Annotated in this window: 16 protein-coding genes and 1 pseudogene; 4 read left to right on the top strand and 13 right to left on the bottom strand. The window is 70.7% G+C overall.

What is annotated here, in order from left to right:
- From BFF76_RS07495 to BFF76_RS07470, 6 genes and pseudogenes are all read right to left on the bottom strand, one after another.
- Window positions 1-673: pseudogene (locus BFF76_RS07495) on the bottom strand (nicotinate-nucleotide--dimethylbenzimidazole phosphoribosyltransferase); the annotation flags it as partial.
- A gap of 331 nt (window positions 674-1,004) precedes the next feature.
- Window positions 1,005-2,228: a precorrin-6y C5,15-methyltransferase (decarboxylating) subunit CbiE gene (cbiE, locus tag BFF76_RS07490; protein WP_065847698.1), complete on the bottom strand. Its 1,224-nt coding sequence runs from the start codon at window positions 2,226-2,228 to the stop codon at window positions 1,005-1,007.
- A gap of 120 nt (window positions 2,229-2,348) precedes the next feature.
- On the bottom strand, window positions 2,349-2,987 hold the full coding sequence (locus BFF76_RS07485) for a GNAT family N-acetyltransferase (RefSeq protein WP_051834721.1): 639 nt from the start codon (window positions 2,985-2,987) through the stop codon (window positions 2,349-2,351).
- A gap of 142 nt (window positions 2,988-3,129) precedes the next feature.
- Window positions 3,130-3,996: a MetQ/NlpA family ABC transporter substrate-binding protein gene (locus BFF76_RS07480; protein WP_031097616.1), complete on the bottom strand. Its 867-nt coding sequence runs from the start codon at window positions 3,994-3,996 to the stop codon at window positions 3,130-3,132.
- Between the two features lie 73 nt (window positions 3,997-4,069).
- Entirely contained in the window at window positions 4,070-4,741 is a 672-nt protein-coding gene (locus BFF76_RS07475; protein ID WP_031097614.1) for a methionine ABC transporter permease, read from the bottom strand.
- Window positions 4,738-5,808 carry a methionine ABC transporter ATP-binding protein gene (locus BFF76_RS07470; protein ID WP_031097612.1) on the bottom strand — a complete coding sequence of 357 codons (1,071 nt, stop codon included), beginning with the start codon at window positions 5,806-5,808 and terminating at the stop codon, window positions 4,738-4,740. Before BFF76_RS07470 ends, BFF76_RS07475 begins: the two co-directional genes overlap by 4 nt.
- Before the next feature lie 553 nt (window positions 5,809-6,361).
- On the opposite strand from BFF76_RS07470, the gene BFF76_RS07465 reads away from it, so the two are divergent.
- Entirely contained in the window at window positions 6,362-6,721 is a 360-nt protein-coding gene (locus BFF76_RS07465) for a hypothetical protein (RefSeq protein ID WP_031097610.1), read from the top strand.
- A 3-nt stretch (window positions 6,722-6,724) separates the two neighbouring features.
- Complete coding sequence (locus BFF76_RS07460) at window positions 6,725-7,201, top strand: hypothetical protein (protein WP_031097608.1); 477 nt, start codon at window positions 6,725-6,727, stop codon at window positions 7,199-7,201.
- Between the two features lie 22 nt (window positions 7,202-7,223).
- Here BFF76_RS07460 and BFF76_RS07455 read toward each other — a convergent pair whose 3' ends face one another.
- The 3 genes from BFF76_RS07455 to BFF76_RS07445 all read right to left on the bottom strand — a co-directional run bounded on the left by BFF76_RS07455 (window position 7,224) and on the right by BFF76_RS07445 (window position 9,666).
- Window positions 7,224-7,727, bottom strand: coding sequence for a GNAT family N-acetyltransferase (locus tag BFF76_RS07455; protein WP_031097606.1), 504 nt, complete (start codon window positions 7,725-7,727; stop codon window positions 7,224-7,226).
- Between the two features lie 37 nt (window positions 7,728-7,764).
- Window positions 7,765-8,346, bottom strand: a complete 582-nt coding sequence (locus BFF76_RS07450; RefSeq protein ID WP_031097604.1) for a sigma-70 RNA polymerase sigma factor region 4 domain-containing protein — start codon at window positions 8,344-8,346, stop codon at window positions 7,765-7,767.
- A 156-nt stretch (window positions 8,347-8,502) separates the two neighbouring features.
- Window positions 8,503-9,666: a glycerophosphodiester phosphodiesterase gene (locus tag BFF76_RS07445; RefSeq protein WP_031097603.1), complete on the bottom strand. Its 1,164-nt coding sequence runs from the start codon at window positions 9,664-9,666 to the stop codon at window positions 8,503-8,505.
- Between the two features lie 232 nt (window positions 9,667-9,898).
- On the opposite strand from BFF76_RS07445, the gene BFF76_RS07440 reads away from it, so the two are divergent.
- Complete coding sequence (locus tag BFF76_RS07440) at window positions 9,899-10,570, top strand: lysophospholipid acyltransferase family protein (RefSeq protein ID WP_031097601.1); 672 nt, start codon at window positions 9,899-9,901, stop codon at window positions 10,568-10,570.
- 47 nt (window positions 10,571-10,617) lie between these two features.
- Here BFF76_RS07440 and BFF76_RS07435 read toward each other — a convergent pair whose 3' ends face one another.
- Both BFF76_RS07435 and BFF76_RS07430 read right to left on the bottom strand, forming a co-directional pair.
- Window positions 10,618-12,165 carry an MFS transporter gene (locus tag BFF76_RS07435; protein WP_031097600.1) on the bottom strand — a complete coding sequence of 516 codons (1,548 nt, stop codon included), beginning with the start codon at window positions 12,163-12,165 and terminating at the stop codon, window positions 10,618-10,620.
- A complete protein-coding gene (locus tag BFF76_RS07430) occupies window positions 12,162-12,713 on the bottom strand; it encodes a TetR/AcrR family transcriptional regulator (RefSeq protein WP_031097598.1) in 552 nt (183 codons plus the stop codon). Before BFF76_RS07430 ends, BFF76_RS07435 begins: the two co-directional genes overlap by 4 nt.
- Before the next feature lie 148 nt (window positions 12,714-12,861).
- Here BFF76_RS07430 and BFF76_RS07425 point away from each other — a divergent pair, with 148 nt between their 5' ends.
- Window positions 12,862-13,362, top strand: a complete 501-nt coding sequence (locus BFF76_RS07425) for an HAD domain-containing protein (RefSeq protein ID WP_065847696.1) — start codon at window positions 12,862-12,864, stop codon at window positions 13,360-13,362.
- 43 nt (window positions 13,363-13,405) lie between these two features.
- Here the strand turns inward: BFF76_RS07425 and BFF76_RS07420 are convergent, their stop codons facing one another.
- Window positions 13,406-14,377, bottom strand: a complete 972-nt coding sequence (locus BFF76_RS07420; protein WP_065847692.1) for an aldo/keto reductase — start codon at window positions 14,375-14,377, stop codon at window positions 13,406-13,408.
- A 63-nt stretch (window positions 14,378-14,440) separates the two neighbouring features.
- A complete protein-coding gene (gene argH / locus BFF76_RS07415) occupies window positions 14,441-15,874 on the bottom strand; it encodes an argininosuccinate lyase (RefSeq protein WP_031097592.1) in 1,434 nt (477 codons plus the stop codon).
- Window positions 15,875-16,051: the final 177 nt, after the last annotated feature.

The following is a 16,051-nucleotide window of genomic DNA, read 5'->3' as shown; positions in this document are numbered from 1 at the left end:
TCGCTTCAGCGTGCTCGGCCGGCGCGACGGAATCGACCAATGCCTCAGGCTCCACCACCGGATCAGGCTCGACCACCGGCTCCGGCGCGGCGGCCGGCTCCGGCGGCCCCCAGGCGGGCGCGCCCTGGGGCGGGATCTCGCCCAGCTGCGGGCCCGGCAGCACGGCCGCGTCCTCGGCCGGGATGTCGTAGTACTCAGGACCGGTCGTCGGCGGTCCCGCATGCCGCACGGGCATCGGGTTCTGCGGGCCGGCCGGTCCCCGGTCCGCGAGCGAGCGGACCACCCCGTGGGTCGGCGTCCCCCCGTAGGAGGGCGCCTCGGTGGAGGCGGGGCCGCGGTGGAGCGGGCGCCGGGCGGGCCCGGCGGCGGCCGGGACCTGCACCGGCGTGTGCGCCGGGATCCGTACGCCGTTGACGTCGGCCACCCCGCGTCCGTGCGTGCCGTTCACGGCCTGGGCGTGCGCCGGGAGCTGCTCGGACAGGCCCGTCGGGGCGGCAGGAGCGTCGCTCCACGCACCCTGGGTCGCGGGCATCAGGAGGAGGTCGTCGTCCTCGGCGATGGGCTCGGAGGGTTCGAGGTAGGTGTAGGCGTCCGGGACGGGGATGCCCGGCTGCTCCACCATGCCTGCGTTCTCCGGCAGTCCCTCGCCCGGGATCTGGCCGGTGTCAGTCATGCGTACCCCTCGCCCATCGTCAGTGCTCCTTCGCCCTTTGCCCGGGATGCCCGAACCACGGGACGCCGGTGCTCGTCAACAAGAACGAGCGGGCTCCCCGCGCGGCACGAAACGCGCGCGGAGGTATACATTCTCGCGGCCGTTCGCCGCCGCGGCAGACAGTTCTGCCCCGGCTCGCTGTGGACTGCGCCACGTTGCGCGTCCCCCGGTTGCGCCGTACCACATCGCGGACCAAAGCGGTCCACTTTTCCGGACATTGACGAACGAACCGTCGAACAGCCGGGCGCGGTACAACAATCGGTCAGCCTACCTCGCGCCCCCCGCGAAGGGTTCAGGGGGCGAGGTCGGTACGCACCGCGGAGAGCAGGAAGACGACGGTCCGCTCGCGCTCCGCCCAGGCGGAGGTGTCCAGTTCCACGGACTGGAGCAGCGCGCACTCGACGGTGTATCCGTTCTCCGAGAGCGCCGCGCCCAACGCCTCCGCCTCGTCACGGTTCGAGGCATGGGTGACGATGCGTTCCGGCCGCCGGTCGGCCACCGCCGTGACCACGGGGACTCCGCCGCCGCCGATCCGTACGACGTCGGGTTCGGGAAGACGTTCCAGCACGTGCGGGGCCGTTCCCCTGACGACCTGGACGCCGGCCTGGAAGGTGCGGGCCGCCGCCGTCGTACGCGCGCAGGCGTCCGGGTCGCTGTCCACGGCGAGCACCGCTGCACCGAAGCGGGCCGCCTCCACGGCGAGGGCGCCGCTGCCGCAGCCGATGTCCCAGACCAGGTCACCGGCGCGGGGCCCGAGGCGGGCCAGCTGTGCGGCGCGCAGGCCGGGCGACTCCCCTTCGCCGCCCTCCCCCGCACCACCGTACGACGCGGCGGGCAGGGCCCAGCCGCGGACGCCCTCGGGGTGGACCGGGCTGCGGCCCGCGATCCAGGCACTGGTGGCGGTGGTCTCGGGGCCGCCGCCTATGGCGATGACGACGTTGGGGTCGCGCCAGGTGTGGTCGGCCGTCTTGTCGGATGTGAGGACGGTGACCCGCTCGCGTACGGTGCCGAGCTCCTCGCAGATGACGAAGGTCCGGTGGACCCCTTCGAGCAGCAGGGCGAGCTCGGCGGGGCCCGCTCCGGGGGAGGTGAGTACGGCCACCTTGTGGTGGGCGCGGATGACGTTGACGGCGCGGCGCAGGGTGCGCGGCTGGGCGACGACGATCTGCGCGTCGTCCCACGGCATTCCGGCGCGGGCGAAGGCGGTCGCGACGGACGAGACGGCGGGAACGACCTCCACCTCGAGTCCGTGTTCGGGCTTGTGCAGGGTGCGTACGACGCCGAAGAAGCCGGGGTCGCCGTCCGCGAGGACGACGGCGCTCCCGCGGTGGCCCGCGATCCTGCGGGCGGCCAGGTCGACGCTGCCGAGGCGGACGCGTTCGGCCCGCTCGGGCACTTCCGGGAGTGCGAGGTGGTGCGCGGCACCGGCGACGAGCGTGGCGGCCGAGAGTGCGGCCGTGGCCGCCCTGGTCAGTGGCGAGCCGTCCCAGCCGATCACCGTCACCCGGTCGGCCATCTCGTCAGTCTCCTGGTGTGTGAGCATGCGGGGCTCTCCGCGCGGGGGGCGGAGCAAGGGTGAGCGTAGCCGGTCCGTACCAACGCCCCGCCGGGGGCTCCTGCGGCCCGGCGGGGAGGATCAGTTCCAGTCGTTGTACGTGCCGTAGCCGCCGGCGTCGGCCAGCTGCTCGGCGACGCCCTCCAGGTCCTCGGGCAGGAGCCCCCACACGATGAGGTCGGTCCGGATGTCGGTCCAGCCTCCGTCCTCGGTGGCGGTCCTGGCTATGCGGGCGTTGCGCAGGACTCCCTCGCTGATGCAGCCCAGCTTCTGGGCGACCTGCTGGGAGGCGGTGTTCCCGGCGGGGGTGCGCAGTTCGATCCGCTCGAAGCCCTGGTCGCGGAAGAGCCACTCGGCGAGTGCCAGCACGGACTCGGTCGCGTATCCCTCCCCGCGTGCCCAGGGCGCGGTGATGTAGCGGACCTCGGTGGCCAGGGTGCGCCGGTCGGTGTTGAGGAGCCGCACCGAACCGACGAGACGCTGGGTGAGGAACTCGGTGACGGCGAAGACGATGCCGTTGCCCTGGGTGCGTTCGGCGGGCGCGATCCTGCGGACCCACCGTTCGGCGTCGACCTGGGTGTACGGGTGCGGTGCTTCGGTCCAGGCGGTGACCAGTTCGTCGTTCATCATCTCGATGTACGCCGGGACGTCCGCCATGTCGAAGGGGCGCAGCACCAACCTGTCCGTGCTGATGGAGATGGACGGGAAGGTGGTAGTCATGCGCAGCTCCATGCCGAAGACCGTGTAAAGCCACCAGCATGCAGCATCGGGCCCTGGATGCGCATGGCCGGGTCCGCACGGCGGAGCCCCGCACACCCTGGTGCGGGTGTGCGGGGCTCGTGCGGCAAGTGGTGCCTGGATGTCAGGACTTGGCGGGCTCGCCGAAGGCGGGGGTGATCGAGCCCTTGTAGGTGTCCTCGATGAACTTCTTGACCTCGTCGGAGTTCAGGAGCTTCGCGAGCTTCTGGACGCGCGGGTCCTCCTCGTTGCCCTCCTTGACGGCCAGGAAGTTGGCGTACGGGTTGCCCTCCGCCTTCTCCAGCGCGAGGGAGTCCTGGCCCGGCTTCAGGTCGGCCTCGATGGCGTAGTTGCCGTTGATGACGGCGGCGTCGACGTCGTCGAGGGCGCGGGGCACGGTCGCGGCCTCGATCTCCTTGAACTCCAGGCCCTTCTTGTCCGTGATGTCGCTGAGCTTGGCGTTGGTGCCGACGCCGTCCTTGACGGTGATCAGCCCGTTCTCGGCGAGCAGCTGGAGCGCACGGCCCTCGTTGGTGGTGTCGTTCGGGACGGCGATCGTCTGGCCGGCCTTGATGTCCTTCACGTCCTTGACCTTCTTGGAGTAGAGGCCGAGGGGTTCGAGGTGGACGTTCACCACCGGGACGATGTGGGTCTTGTTCTTCTTGTTGAAGTCGTCCAGGTAGGGCTTGTGCTGGAAGAAGTTGGCGTCGACCTGGCCGTTCTCGGTGGCGGTGTTCGGCAGGACGTAGTCCGTGAACTCCTTGACCTCCAGCTCGAGGCCGGCCTTGTCCGCCAGGTTCTTCTTGACGTAGTTCAGGATGTCGGCGTGCGGCGTCGGGGACGCGGCGACGACGAGGGCCTTGGAGGTGTCCGCGCCGGCACCGGTCTCGCCCTTGGCGGCCGGGTCGGAGTCCGTGCCGCAGGCGCTGAGGCCGAAGGCGAGGGCGGCGGTGGCTGCGGCGGCAGCGGTGATCTTGATGTTCTTACGCACGAAGAGTGCCTCTTTCCGGTGGTGATGGTGGTGCGCCCGGACAAGGAGTGCGGGCTTCAGGGGGAGGAGAAGTTCAGGAGGTGGTGCGGCCCCGGCGGGCCAGCAGGCGTACGGCTCCGTCGCCGATCAGCTGGACCACGGTCACGATGACGATGAGCAGCACGACGGTGATGAGCATGAACTGGTTGTCGAAGCGCTGGAATCCGTAGGTGACGGCCTTGGAGCCGAGCCCCTCGCCGCCGACCGCTCCGGCCATCGCCGAGTAGCCGATGAGCACGATGACGGTGGTGGTGACAGCGGACACGAGTGAGGGCAGTGCCTGCGGCAGGAGGACCTTGCGCACGATCGTCGGGATGGATCCGCCCATGGACTGGACGGCCTCGACGAGCCCGTGGTCGACCTCGCGCACCGCGGTCTCCACCAGCCGGGCGAAGAAGGGGATGGCGCCGACGGCGAGCGGCACGATCATCGCGGACGGGCCGATGAAGGTGCCGACGACCCAGGTGGTGAAGGGGATCAGCGCGATCAGCAGGATGATGAACGGCAGGGAGCGGCCGATGTTCACGATCACGCCGATGACCTTGTTCACGGCCGTGTTCTGGAGCAGCCCGTCCTTGTCGGTGAGGACGAGCAGGATGCCGAGCGGCAGTCCGCCGACGACGGTGACGAGCGTGGACCAGAGCACCATGTAGAGGGTGTCGATGGTTCCCTGCGAGAGCAGTGGCTGCATTTCCGACCAGGTCACTTCGCCACCTCCTTGGTGATCGTGGCGGGGGTCTGGGCGGGGATGCCGGCGGAGACGGCGGGGCCGTCGTCCACGATCTCGGCCTGGAGGCCCTGCTCGCGCAGGAAGCCGATCGGTACGACGTTCTCCTCGAAGCGGCCGGGCAGCTCGATGCGCATGCGGCCGATCTGCCTGCCGCCGACGGTGTCCATCGCGGCACCGAGGATCGAGATGTCGATGTTGTACGTCCGGGAGAGCTGCGAGATCACCGGCTGGGCAGCGGCGTCTCCGTGGAAGGTGACGTCGACGACGGTGGAGCCGGGACCGGAGGCGGTGCCGCCGACCGGGAACAGTTCGTGGGCCAGCTCGGAGCCGGGCGTGGCCAGCAGCGAGCCGACGGTTCCCGACTCGACGATGCGGCCCTTCCTCATCAGCGCCGCGGAGTCGCAGACGGTCTTGACCACGTCCATCTCGTGCGTGATGAGCAGGACGGTGAGGCCGAGCTCCTGGTTGAGGTCGCGCAGCAGCTGAAGGATGGAGCGGGTGGTCTCCGGGTCCAGTGCGGAGGTCGCCTCGTCGGAGAGGAGCACCTCCGGGTCACCGGCGAGGGCGCGGGCGATGCCGACGCGCTGCTTCTGGCCTCCGGACAGCTGACCGGGGTAGGCCTTCGCCTTGTCGGAGAGACCCACGAGGTCGAGGAGTTCGAGCGCCTTGCTGGTCCGAGCCTGTCCGGAAAGCCCGAGGATCTCCAGGGGGAGCTCGACGTTGTCCCGTACGGTGCGGGAGTCCAGCAGGTTGAAGTGCTGGAAGACCATGCCGATGCGGCTGCGTGCCCGGCGGAGTTCCTTCCCTGCGCGGCGGCCTCGGCCCGCCAGGGCCGTGAGGTCCTGGCCGGCGACCGTCACCGTGCCCGAGGTGGGGCGTTCGAGGAGGTTGACGCAGCGGATGAGGGAGGACTTGCCGGCGCCGCTCTGTCCGACGACGCCGTAGACCTCTCCCTCGCGGACGTGCAGGTCCACGCCGTCCAGGGCGGTGACCTCACGGCCGCGTGACTGGTAGACCTTCGTGAGGCCCGAAGTGGTGATCACAGGGGTTTCCGTCACTGTCGAGTGCACGGCGCGGTGTCCGCCGGGCACGGGGCATTCGGCTGGTGAGACTGCTGTCGGCGGCCGGCCGGCGGGAGTCTCGGCACGGTCCGGCGCGGGGCGCGGCCGCCGGGCATGCCCGGGCCACCGGGTGCGGACGGCACGGGCTCGCTTCGGGGCGCGAGGCTCAGGCTGGGGCCCTCAGAAGGCGCGCATTCGACACATACAACGAGCACCGGGCGTCGTGATCGCCTCGGTCGCAGGGCTGCGGTAGCTCGTCGTGGTCATGGCCCAAGTAAAACAGACGTAACGTCCCGGCGACCCATCGCGTCCGAATAGCGGACGGCCGTGGACGCGCCGTCCCCGCCATCCCCGCTTCTCCGCACACCGCCTCGACCTGCGAAGACACCGGCGGCTACGGGCCCAGCACCTTCGGCGCAGCGATCACGCTGTGCTCACCCTGTGGCAAAGGCCACGATTCCTGGACACCGCCCGCGTCCATGCGCCGCCCGGGGCCGCACGCGGCGGCACACCCCGTCCGTAATACCCTCACCTCATGCTCGACGCCCTGACGGTCGCGGTCGCCGTGACCGCGCTCGCCCTCGCCGCCTGGTGCGGAATCGCCGCCTACCGGGACCAGCCCACGAAGGACTGGCACTTCATCGGTATGGCGGTCGTCTCCGTGCTGGCCCTGGCACAGCTGCTCGTGGGAATCGTGCAGCTGGCGCGCGGCGAGCGGCCCGACCAGGGCATGACGATCTTCATCGCCTATCTGATCGGCGCCTTCGCGTCCGTGCCCGCGGCGGCTTTCCTGTCGCTGTCGGAGCGGACCCGCTGGGGCTCGGTGACGGTGTCGGCCGGCGCGGTCGTGCTCGCCGTCCTCGAAGTGCGGCTCTACGACATCTGGGGAAACTGAACCTTGAGCGACACCGACCGCACGGAGGCCCACACCTCCACGGGCCCGGAGCACGAAGCCTCTCGGCCGGACGCCCCGCGCGAGAAGCAGCGGTTCGAGCTCGGTACCGGGCCGGGCCGGGTACTGGTCTGGTTCTACGGGGTGTTCACCGTGGCCGCCGCTTCCCGCTCGATCGTCGAGATGATCCTGGACTTCGGCAAGGCGCCGCTCGCCTACATCCTCTCGGCCGTCGCCGCCGTCGTGTACGGGTTCATCACGTACTCGCTGGTGCGGGGCGGGGAGACGGCGCGCAGGGCGGCGCTGGTGTGCTGCGCCGCCGAGCTCGCGGGTGTGCTGATCGTCGGCACCTGGGCGCGGCTGGAGCCGTCCGCCTTCCCCGACAGCACGGTGTGGTCGGGGTTCGGCATGGGCTATCTGTTCATCCCGGTGATCCTTCCGGTCACGGGGATGATCTGGCTGCGCCACGCACGGAACGACTGACACCGGGCGTCACGGGAGTCGTTCAGGCACTGGCCGCGTAGGCCGACGCGGCGGCGTCCTTTTCGAGCAGGACCAACTGCACGCCGTCGTCTCCGGTGGCGTTGCCCACCCGGGCGTAACCGGCCTTGCGGTAGAGCCGCAGGTTTCCTTCGCTTCGCTCCCCCGTGTGCAGGCGGAAGCGGGTGGCCGAACGCCCGTCCGCCAGGCCGGATTCGGCGGCACGCAGGAGGCGGGTGCCGAGACCGTGGTTACGGAGCCGGGGGTGGACGCAGAGCTTGCCGATCCGGCCGGTGCCGTCCGCGTCGGTGAAGCCGCGTACCGAGCCGACGACTTCGTCGCCGAGCCTCGCCACGAACACCAGGTCCGTGCCGACTTCGTCCCGGACGGAGTCGAGGGACTGGACGAGCGGGCCGATCCGGTAGTTGCCGTAGAGCTCCGCCTCGCTCTGGAAACAGAGGTACTGGAGTCTGAAGATCTGCTCGACGTCCTGTGCCGTCGCCGCCGAGATGGTCACACTCATGCCCATGTGTGCATGCCTCCCGCTCACCTGATCCGCCGGTTGTCTACCGCTCCTTTCCCCGCAGTTCAGGAGCTACAACCTCCGCCGCGAGCATTCTGCGCAGACATCCGAGGCATCGGGAACGCATCGGGCCCAAACTGCCCTGTGACATACCCAACTCCCCCGCGATCTCCCGGTACGTCGGATCGTGGGCGGCCAGCATCGCCTCGAGTAACCGCGGGCATCTGCCGGGCAGCCGGCCCACCGCGGCGCGCAGCGCCCGCCGTTCGTCCGCTCCGACCGTGATCCGTTCGGGGCAGCCGGTCCAGTCACCCGGCGGCTCACCGCCGGTGTACGCACGCTCGCGCCGGGCCCTCCGGCGGGCGACGCGCGCTTCCGCGCGCACGGCTGCGCGGACCCAGCGGGCGGGGTCGGCGGGTTCGGGACCGGGCGCGCGGGGGCCGGCCGGGCGCTCCAGCAGCCTCAGCCACACCGCCTGTTCGAGGTCCGCGGCTTCGACCCCGGCGGCGTGGGCCTCGGCTGCCGCCTCCGCGCGCACCAGCGCGTACAGGGCGTGGACGACCTCGGGCTGCCGGCCACCGGTCCCCCCGGCCGGGGGCGTGGAGACATGATCAAGAAGAGTCATGCCCCGTCAACGCTCCCCGTGTGCGGCGGGTTGCCGCACACGGGGAGCTCCACCCGACCGGGGCATACGGGCCGGACCGCTGACGCTCCCGGCCCGGGCCCCGGCTGTCGCGTCTCAGCCCTGGGGTCCCAGCCGTAGGGTCTCGGCCGACGGGTCTCAGTCCCGGGCGAATTCCGCGGCCGCGAGCAGGGCGGTGTCGGGATTGTCGGAGAAGATCCCGTCGATGCCCGCCTCGAAGTACACCCGGAGAGCGCCGAACACGTCCCCGTACGCGTTCGGGTCCGTGCCGCGCCGGAACTCCGCGGGCAGGAAGGTGTTCTCGTTGCGAGACGTGTAGGGGTGCAGGATCAGGCCCCGCGCGTGCGCGTCCGCGACCAGGGCGGTCGGGGTGGTCAGCCGCCCGGCGCCGTCCCTGGGGATGACCAGGTCCAGCGTAGGGCCGATGCCCTGCGCGAAGGACGCGATCCACTTCAGCCCCGTGGGCCGCACCAGGTCGGCGACGGTACGGGGGTCACCGGCCTCGACGAAGTCCCAGGGCCGTTCCTTCGGTCCGGACAGCAGGACGACACGAGGAGTGGCGACGAGCTTCGACAGCCGCTGCATCGAGGTCGGCTCGAAGGACTGGAGGATCAGTGCGGAGTCCGCCCGGTGCCGGCCGTGACGGCGCAGCAGCTTGGCGAGCGGCTCCTCCAGGCCGAGCCCGAGGCCCCTGAAGTAGGAGGGGTGCTTGGTCTCGACGTAGAGCCAGACGGGCCTGCCGCGCCTGCGGCCCTCCTGGTCCGCCCAGCGCAGGACCTCCTCGAACGTCGGGATCTCCCAGCGGCCGTCGTACAGCGTGTTCTCCTGGCGGTTGCCGGGGATGCGCTCCTTGGCCCGCAGGGTCTTCAGTTCGGCGAGGGTGAAGTCCTCGGTGAACCAGCCGGTGAGCGAGATGCCGTCCACCTTCTTGGTGGTCCTGCGGCTCGCGAACTCGGGGTGCTCCGCGACATCCGTGGTGCCGGTGATGTCGTTCTCGTGACGGCACACCAGGTGGCCGTCCTTGGTGGGCACGAGGTCCTGTTCGACTATGTGCGCACCCATGTCCAGGGCGAGCTGGTAGGAGCCGAGGGTGTGCTCGGGACGGTAACCGCTGGCGCCCCGGTGGCCGATGACGGTGGGCACGGGCAGGTCCCGGTAGGAGCCGTGCCTGCCGCTCCGGGCGTCGGGCGCGCCACGCCCGGCCGCGTCAGCCGTTCCGGACAGGCCGAGGGCCGTGGTACCGAGGACGGCGGCCCCCAGGAGGGTCCGCCGACCGGGTGCGGTCCGGGCGCGCTCTGTCATGATTGCTCCTCGCATGTGATGTCCGGCACCTTCGGGGGAGGCTTGATCGTAGGCAGCTACGCCATCGGTGGGGCAGCCCGTGGACGAACATGGCGGAAACACACGTCAACACTGCGTATCCACTCCGTGAACCCGATGTGCGCAGAGGCGGTACCCGCGAGTATCGTCCTCACCTGCACAGACCCTCGCGAATTCCCGCCCCGGCCGCCCGGCCACGTCACCGGAGGATGCGTTGTCCCGACTCACGGTCATCAAGGCAGTGCTCGGACCGATCCTGCGCCTGCTCTTCCGGCCACAGGTGGAGGGCGTCGAGAACATCCCCGGGACCGGGCCGGTGATCCTCGCGGGCAACCACCTGACGTTCATCGACTCGATGATCATGCCGATCTGCTGCGACCGGCCGGTCTTCTACATCGGCAAGGACGAGTACGTCACCGGCAAGGGCCTCAAGGGCCGGCTGATGGCGTGGTTCTTCACGGGCTGCGGGATGATCCCGGTGGACCGGGACGGTGGCCGCGGCGGCGTCGCGGCGCTGATGACGGGCCGCCGGGTGCTGGAGGAGGGCAACGCCTTCGCCATCTATCCCGAGGGCACCCGCTCCCCCGACGGCCGCCTCTACCGTGGCCGTACGGGAATCGCCCGGCTGACCCTGATGACCGGTGCGCCGGTCGTGCCGTTCGCGATGATCGGCACGGACAAGCTGCAGCCGGGCGGCGCCGGCCTGCCCCGCCCGGGCAAGGTCACGGTCCGCTTCGGTGAGCCGATGGAGTTCTCGCGCTACGAGGGCATGGACCGGGACCGCTACGTCCTCCGGGCGGTGACCGACTCCGTGATGGCCGAGGTGATGCGGCTGTCCGGCCAGGAGTACGTCGACATGTACGCCACGAAGGCGAAGGCCGCCTGAGCCGGACGGGTGGATTCCGGCCGTTCGGCGCGACCGCGCCGCAGCGCTCACTCGTCCGGGACGATCCCTTCCTCCAGCTTCTGGCCGCGCAGCAGGAACCACGCGGCGACCGCGGTCGCGAGCAGCACGACGGCACCGACCGCCGCCGAGACCCTCAGCCCGTTGACGAAGGCCTCCTGCGCGGCGATGACGAGCTCGCTCCCCTGCTGCGCCGGAAGGTGCTCCGCCGTCTCCACGGCTCCTCCCAGCGACTCGTGAGCCGCTGTCGCGGCCGTCACAGGGATGCCCTCGGGGGTCCCGAAGTCCTTGTAGACGCCCGTGACGATGGACCCCAGCAGCGCGATACCGAGGGCGGCGCCGAGTTCGTACGCCGTCTCGGACACCGCTGACGCCGAGCCCGCCTGCTCCTTCGGGACGCTGGAGAGGATGACGTCGGAGGTGACGGTGAAGGCGAATCCCGCGCCGACGCCCACCACCAGGAGCAGGACCCCGATCAGCGGGTAGCCGGTCTCCTTGTGGATCACCGTGACCACGGCGAGCGACACGCCGATGGCACCGAGCCCGACGGCGACCACGGAGCGCACGGAGTAGCGGCGTGCGACGCTCCCCGCCAGGAGCCCGGCGGTCACCGCGCCGACAGCCGCGGGCAGTTCGGCGAGCCCGGCCTCGAGCGGACCACGCCCCTGGACCAGTTGCAGGAACTGGGAGAGGAAGAAGACGATCCCGGACAGTCCGAGGATGGTCAGCAGGTCGGCGAGGACCGCGCCGGAGAACCCTCTGTGGTGGAAGAGCCGCATGTCCAGCAGGGGGGCGGGGAGCTTCAGCTGGCGGCGTACGAACCAGGTGAGCGCCAGCGCGCCGCCGACGGCGACCGCGCCAACCTCCCAGCTCAGGCCGCGTGCGGCGGCCTCCTTGATCGCGTACACGATGCCGATCATGCCGACCAGCGATAGCCCCACGCTGAGCAGGTCCCAGGGGCCCGGTGCCGGGTTCTTCGACTCGGGGATCATCTTGATGCCCACGGCGACGAGGACCGCCATCACGGGCAGGTTGATCAGGAAGACCGATCCCCACCAGAAGTGCTCCAGCAGGAGCCCGCCCACGACCGGCCCGACGGCGGCACCCGCCGCTGCCATCGCACCCCAGATGCCGACGGCCAGGCTGCGTTCGCGCGGATCGTGGAAGAGATTGCGGATCAGGGCGAGGGTGGACGGCATCAGGGTGGCGCCCGCGACACCGAGCAGAGCCCTGGCCAGGATCATCATCTCGGGAGTCGACGCGTAGGCGTTGAGCACGGAGACCGCGCCGAAGGCGGTGGCACCGGTCAGCAGGAGCTTCTTGCGGCCGATGCGGTCACCGAGGCTGCCCATGGAGACCAGGAGTCCCGCGATGACGAAGGAGTAGACGTCGCCGATCCAGAGCAGTTGGGTGCCGGTGGGTTCGAGATCCTCGCTGAGGAATGGGGTGGCGAGGCCGAGGACGGTGGCGTCGACGGCGACCAGCAGCACGGCCAGGACGAGGACGGTGAGGGCGATCCACCGGCCCGGATGGTGCGGGTCGCCCGTGACGCCCGCCCTTGCATCGGTGCTGCTCATTTCTCCACGCTCCGGCGTGCTCCGCCGAGGAGCAACTCGACGATCATGTAGGAGAAGTCCTGCGCGGCGACCCGGCCCGTCTGTACGGACCACGCGCAGCTCCCGATCAGTCCGTAAAGCGCCTCGGTCAGCCAGGCAGGTGTGAGGTCGATCCGGAACTCGCCACGCTCCTGGCCACGCCGGAAGAAGGCCGACACCCGGGCGTCCAGACGGCTCCAGCCCTCGTTGACGTCGTCGCCCTCGAACAGCTGGTTCTCGGTGACGAGGAAGGACAGCAGCCCCGCACCGGGCTGAACGGCCGTGACCAGCCGTCGCAGGCCGTCCTCGGCGCTGCCCTCGTCCAGTGCGGCCGCGTCCAGAGCGGCTTCGAACTCCTGGATGCCGAGGTTCTCCAGCGCCGCGACCAGGGCGTCCCTCCCTGCGAAGTGCCGGTGCAGGGTGGCGCGGCCGATGCCCGCGGCCCTGGCCACCTCGTCCATGGTCGCCGTGGATTTGCGGGTCAGCAGTGCGGCGGCGCTCCGCAGCACCTGCTCACGATCGAGAGTCATGAGACAAAGTTATCCCATGTGAGACAGCGATGTCCCATCGACTCTCCGGAGTCCGTTCCACTCGACCTCGTACCGCCAGGCCGCCCCGCCCGGAGCCGGCGCGTCGTCACGCGGGCCGTCAGCAACCCGGCAAGGCACCATGGCGCCCATGAAGCCGCTGCTGCTGATCGACATCGACGGTCCGCTGAACCCGTATGCGGCGCTGTCCCTCCCCACCGCCCCTGAGGGTTACACGCGCCACCGGATGCGGCCGACGGGGTGGACGACCGGGGTGCCGCTGCCCGTACTGCTCAGCCCAGGTCACGGCGACGAGCTGCGGGCTCTCGCCGGCCGGTACGAACTCGTCTGGGCGACCACCTGGAAGGACGAGGCGAACGAGTGGGTCGGCCCCCGCATCGGGCTGCCCCCGCTGCCGTACATCGACTGGCCCGCGATGCACGCGGTCACGGTCGACGGGACGTACTGGAAGACGCGGTACGTCGTCGACTACGCGGATGGCCGGCCGTTCGCCTGGGTCGACGACGAGATCACGACTCTCGACACGGCCTGGGTGGCCGCACACCATCCGGGGCGGGCCCTGCTGCGGCGGATCGACCCCTGGGTGGGGCTGGTGCGGGCGGACTTCGAGGCGCTCGCCGACTGGGCGTGAGGGGGACACCGAGGCGGCGGCCCACCTGGCGGAGGCGGGCCGCTCAGCTCCAGGGCAGCGAGGCGCGGTGGCGCCAGTAGGCCTCCGGCTCCTCCACCAGGGCGGCGAGCCGGTCCAGCCGGTCCGGGTCGAGGTCGAGCAGCGGCGCGTGCAGATTGGCCGCCAGCTGGGTGACGGTGACCGCGCCGGACAGGACGACTCCCGCCCACGGCTGGTGGAGCACGAGCGCCAGGGCGACGGCGTCGGCGTCCAGCCCCGCGTCGGCGCCGATCTCCCGGAGCACAGCGGGAGCCTCGGTCCCGGCGAGCCGCCCGTTGGCCACGGCCTCCTTGACGATCACGGTGAGTCCCGCTTCGTGCGCCTCGGCGAGTGCCGCTCCGGCGGAGGTGTCCAGGGCGTTGTAGGTGGCCTGGACGGTACGGAAGAGGGGTTCACCGTCCACGGTCACGGCGAGGGCGGCCCGGATGGCGTCGGCCTGGCCGGGGCCGCTCGCCGAGAAGCCCACCGTGGTGCCTCCGGCGGCCAGCTCGGCGAGACGCGCGTGCAGGTCCTTGTCGCTCAGCGCGGGGCTGTCGGCGGTCACCGAGTGGACCTGGTAGAGATCGAGCCGGTCGCCGAGCAGGGCGGCCGTCTCGCCGTGCTGACGTTCGAAGGTGGCGAGTCCGTGGTCCTTCACCTCGTGCGTCTCGGCGTCCACGCGCCAGTCACCGGTGTAGGTGTACCCCCACTTGCTGCCGATGACCACATCCGTCACATCGGGACGGGCGGTCAGCCATTCGGCGAGAAACTCCTCGGCCCGGCCGTAGGAGCGGGCGGCGTCGAAATAGCGCACCCCCTGGGCGTAGGCCGCGTCCAGGAGCTCGTGGGTGCGGGCGCGCAGCGCGTCCACGCCCCGGTCGCCGGGCAGATCGCGGTCGCGGTGCGGCGTGATGTATCCGGGCCTGCCGACGGCAGCCAGGCCGAGCCCGATGTGGGAGGTGGGGGTGGTCGCTCGGTTCAGGCGGGCGAAGGGCATCGCGGGCTCCTCTGGGTCGGTTCCGAACGCCTTCCCGTCAACGTAGCCCGCGATGCCTGCGAATCATCCGCGCGCGGTCGCCCAGCCGTGCTGCGTCACCAGGTCGGCCTTCACCTCGGCCAGCTGGACGGCGACGGCCGAGGGGGCCGTTCCGCCGCGCCCGTCGCGCGAGGCGAGCGCGCCGGGCACGTTCAGGACGGTGCGGACCTCCGGGGTGAGGTGCTCGGAGATCTTCGCGAACTGCTCGTCCGTCAGCTCGTCGAGCTCGATGCCCTCAAGCTCGCACACCTTCACGCACTCGCCCGCGACCTCGTGCGCCACCCGGAAGGGGACGCCCTGCTTGACGAGCCACTCGGCGATGTCCGTGGCGAGGGAGAACCCCGCCGGGGCCAGTTCCTCCATGCGCTCCCGGTTGACGGTGAGCGTCGCCATCATGCCGGTGAAGGCGGGGAGCAGGACCTCGAGCTGGTCGCAGGAGTCGAAGACCGGCTCCTTGTCCTCCTGGAGGTCGCGGTTGTACGCGAGCGGGAGGGCCTTCAGCGTCGCCATCAGCCCGGTCAGGTTGCCGATGAGGCGGCCGGACTTGCCCCGGGCCAGCTCGGCGATGTCCGGGTTCTTCTTCTGCGGCATGATCGAGGAGCCGGTGGAGAATGCGTCGTGGAGGGTGACGAAGGAGAACTCCTTCGTGTTCCAGATGATGATCTCCTCGGCGATCCGGGAGAGGTTGACGCCGATCATCGCGGTGATGAACGCGAACTCGGCGACGAAGTCCCGGGACGCGGTGCCGTCGATGGAGTTGGCGACGGAGCCGTGCTCGAAGCCGAGGTCGGCCGCGACGGCCTCCGGGTCGAGCCCGAGGGACGACCCGGCCAGCGCGCCGGAGCCGTACGGGGACACCGCCGTCCGCTCGTCCCACTGCCGCAGCCGCTCGGCGTCCCGGATCAGGGACTGCACATGGGCCAGGACGTGGTGGGCGAAGAGGACGGGCTGCGCGTGCTGGAGGTGCGTGCGGCCGGGCATGGCCACGTCCGGGTGCGCCTCCGCCAGGCCCACCAGCGCGTCCTGGAGCTCGGCGATCAGTCCGCCGATGATCCGCGCGTGGTCACGGAGGTACATACGGAAGAGTGTGGCGACCTGGTCGTTGCGGGACCGGCCGGCGCGCAGCTTCCCGCCGAGGTCCGGGCCGAGGCGCTCCAGCAGCCCTCGTTCCAGCGCGGTGTGGACGTCCTCGTCGGCGATGGTGCCGGTGAACGAGCCGTCGGCGACGGCGGCTTCGAGGTCGTCGAGTCCGGCTGCCATGCGGGCCAGCTCGTCGTCGGTGAGCAGCCCCGCCTTGTTGAGCACTCGCGCGTGGGCGCGGGAGCCCGCGATGTCGTACGGCGCGAGGCGCCAGTCGAAGTGGACGGAGGCGGACAGCTTGGCCAGCGCCTCGGCGGGGCCGTCGGCGAAACGGCCGCCCCAGAGGCGTACGTCGCTGTTACCGGTGCCGTTGCTCACTGCGGTGCTCCTCGGGTGTGCAAGGGGTGTACGTCCGCCTGACGGCAGCGAATGGCATAACTATGCGGCATCCCGTATATAATGTCAAAGTCGCTGGTCAGTATCGGTAAATTGCCTGTCCTCGGAGGAGTGCCGCGCTCTACGATCGGCGTCCATCGACATTCCCCGGGGGGCCTC

This window comes from Streptomyces mutomycini (assembly GCF_001700505.1).
Lineage (GTDB): Bacteria > Actinomycetota > Actinomycetes > Streptomycetales > Streptomycetaceae > Streptomyces > Streptomyces mutomycini.
The sequence above is the reverse complement of the archived record's forward strand: the minus strand, read 5'-3'. Positions and strand labels throughout refer to the sequence as shown.

Excerpts from the sequence above, each read along its gene's own strand:
- BFF76_RS07425 (WP_065847696.1), top strand. The coding sequence starts at position 12,862 with ATGAAGCCGCTGCTGCTGATCGACATCGACGGTCCGCTGAACCCGTAT.
- BFF76_RS07465 (WP_031097610.1), top strand. The coding sequence starts at position 6,362 with ATGCTCGACGCCCTGACGGTCGCGGTCGCCGTGACCGCGCTCGCCCTC.
- BFF76_RS07455 (WP_031097606.1), bottom strand. The coding sequence starts at position 7,727 with ATGGGCATGAGTGTGACCATCTCGGCGGCGACGGCACAGGACGTCGAG.
- cbiE (WP_065847698.1), bottom strand. The coding sequence starts at position 2,228 with ATGGCCGACCGGGTGACGGTGATCGGCTGGGACGGCTCGCCACTGACC.
- BFF76_RS07420 (WP_065847692.1), bottom strand. The coding sequence starts at position 14,377 with ATGCCCTTCGCCCGCCTGAACCGAGCGACCACCCCCACCTCCCACATC.
- BFF76_RS07435 (WP_031097600.1), bottom strand. The coding sequence starts at position 12,165 with ATGAGCAGCACCGATGCAAGGGCGGGCGTCACGGGCGACCCGCACCAT.
- BFF76_RS07485 (WP_051834721.1), bottom strand. The coding sequence starts at position 2,987 with ATGACTACCACCTTCCCGTCCATCTCCATCAGCACGGACAGGTTGGTG.
- BFF76_RS07450 (WP_031097604.1), bottom strand. The coding sequence starts at position 8,346 with ATGACTCTTCTTGATCATGTCTCCACGCCCCCGGCCGGGGGGACCGGT.
- BFF76_RS07445 (WP_031097603.1), bottom strand. The coding sequence starts at position 9,666 with ATGACAGAGCGCGCCCGGACCGCACCCGGTCGGCGGACCCTCCTGGGG.
- BFF76_RS07430 (WP_031097598.1), bottom strand. The coding sequence starts at position 12,713 with ATGACTCTCGATCGTGAGCAGGTGCTGCGGAGCGCCGCCGCACTGCTG.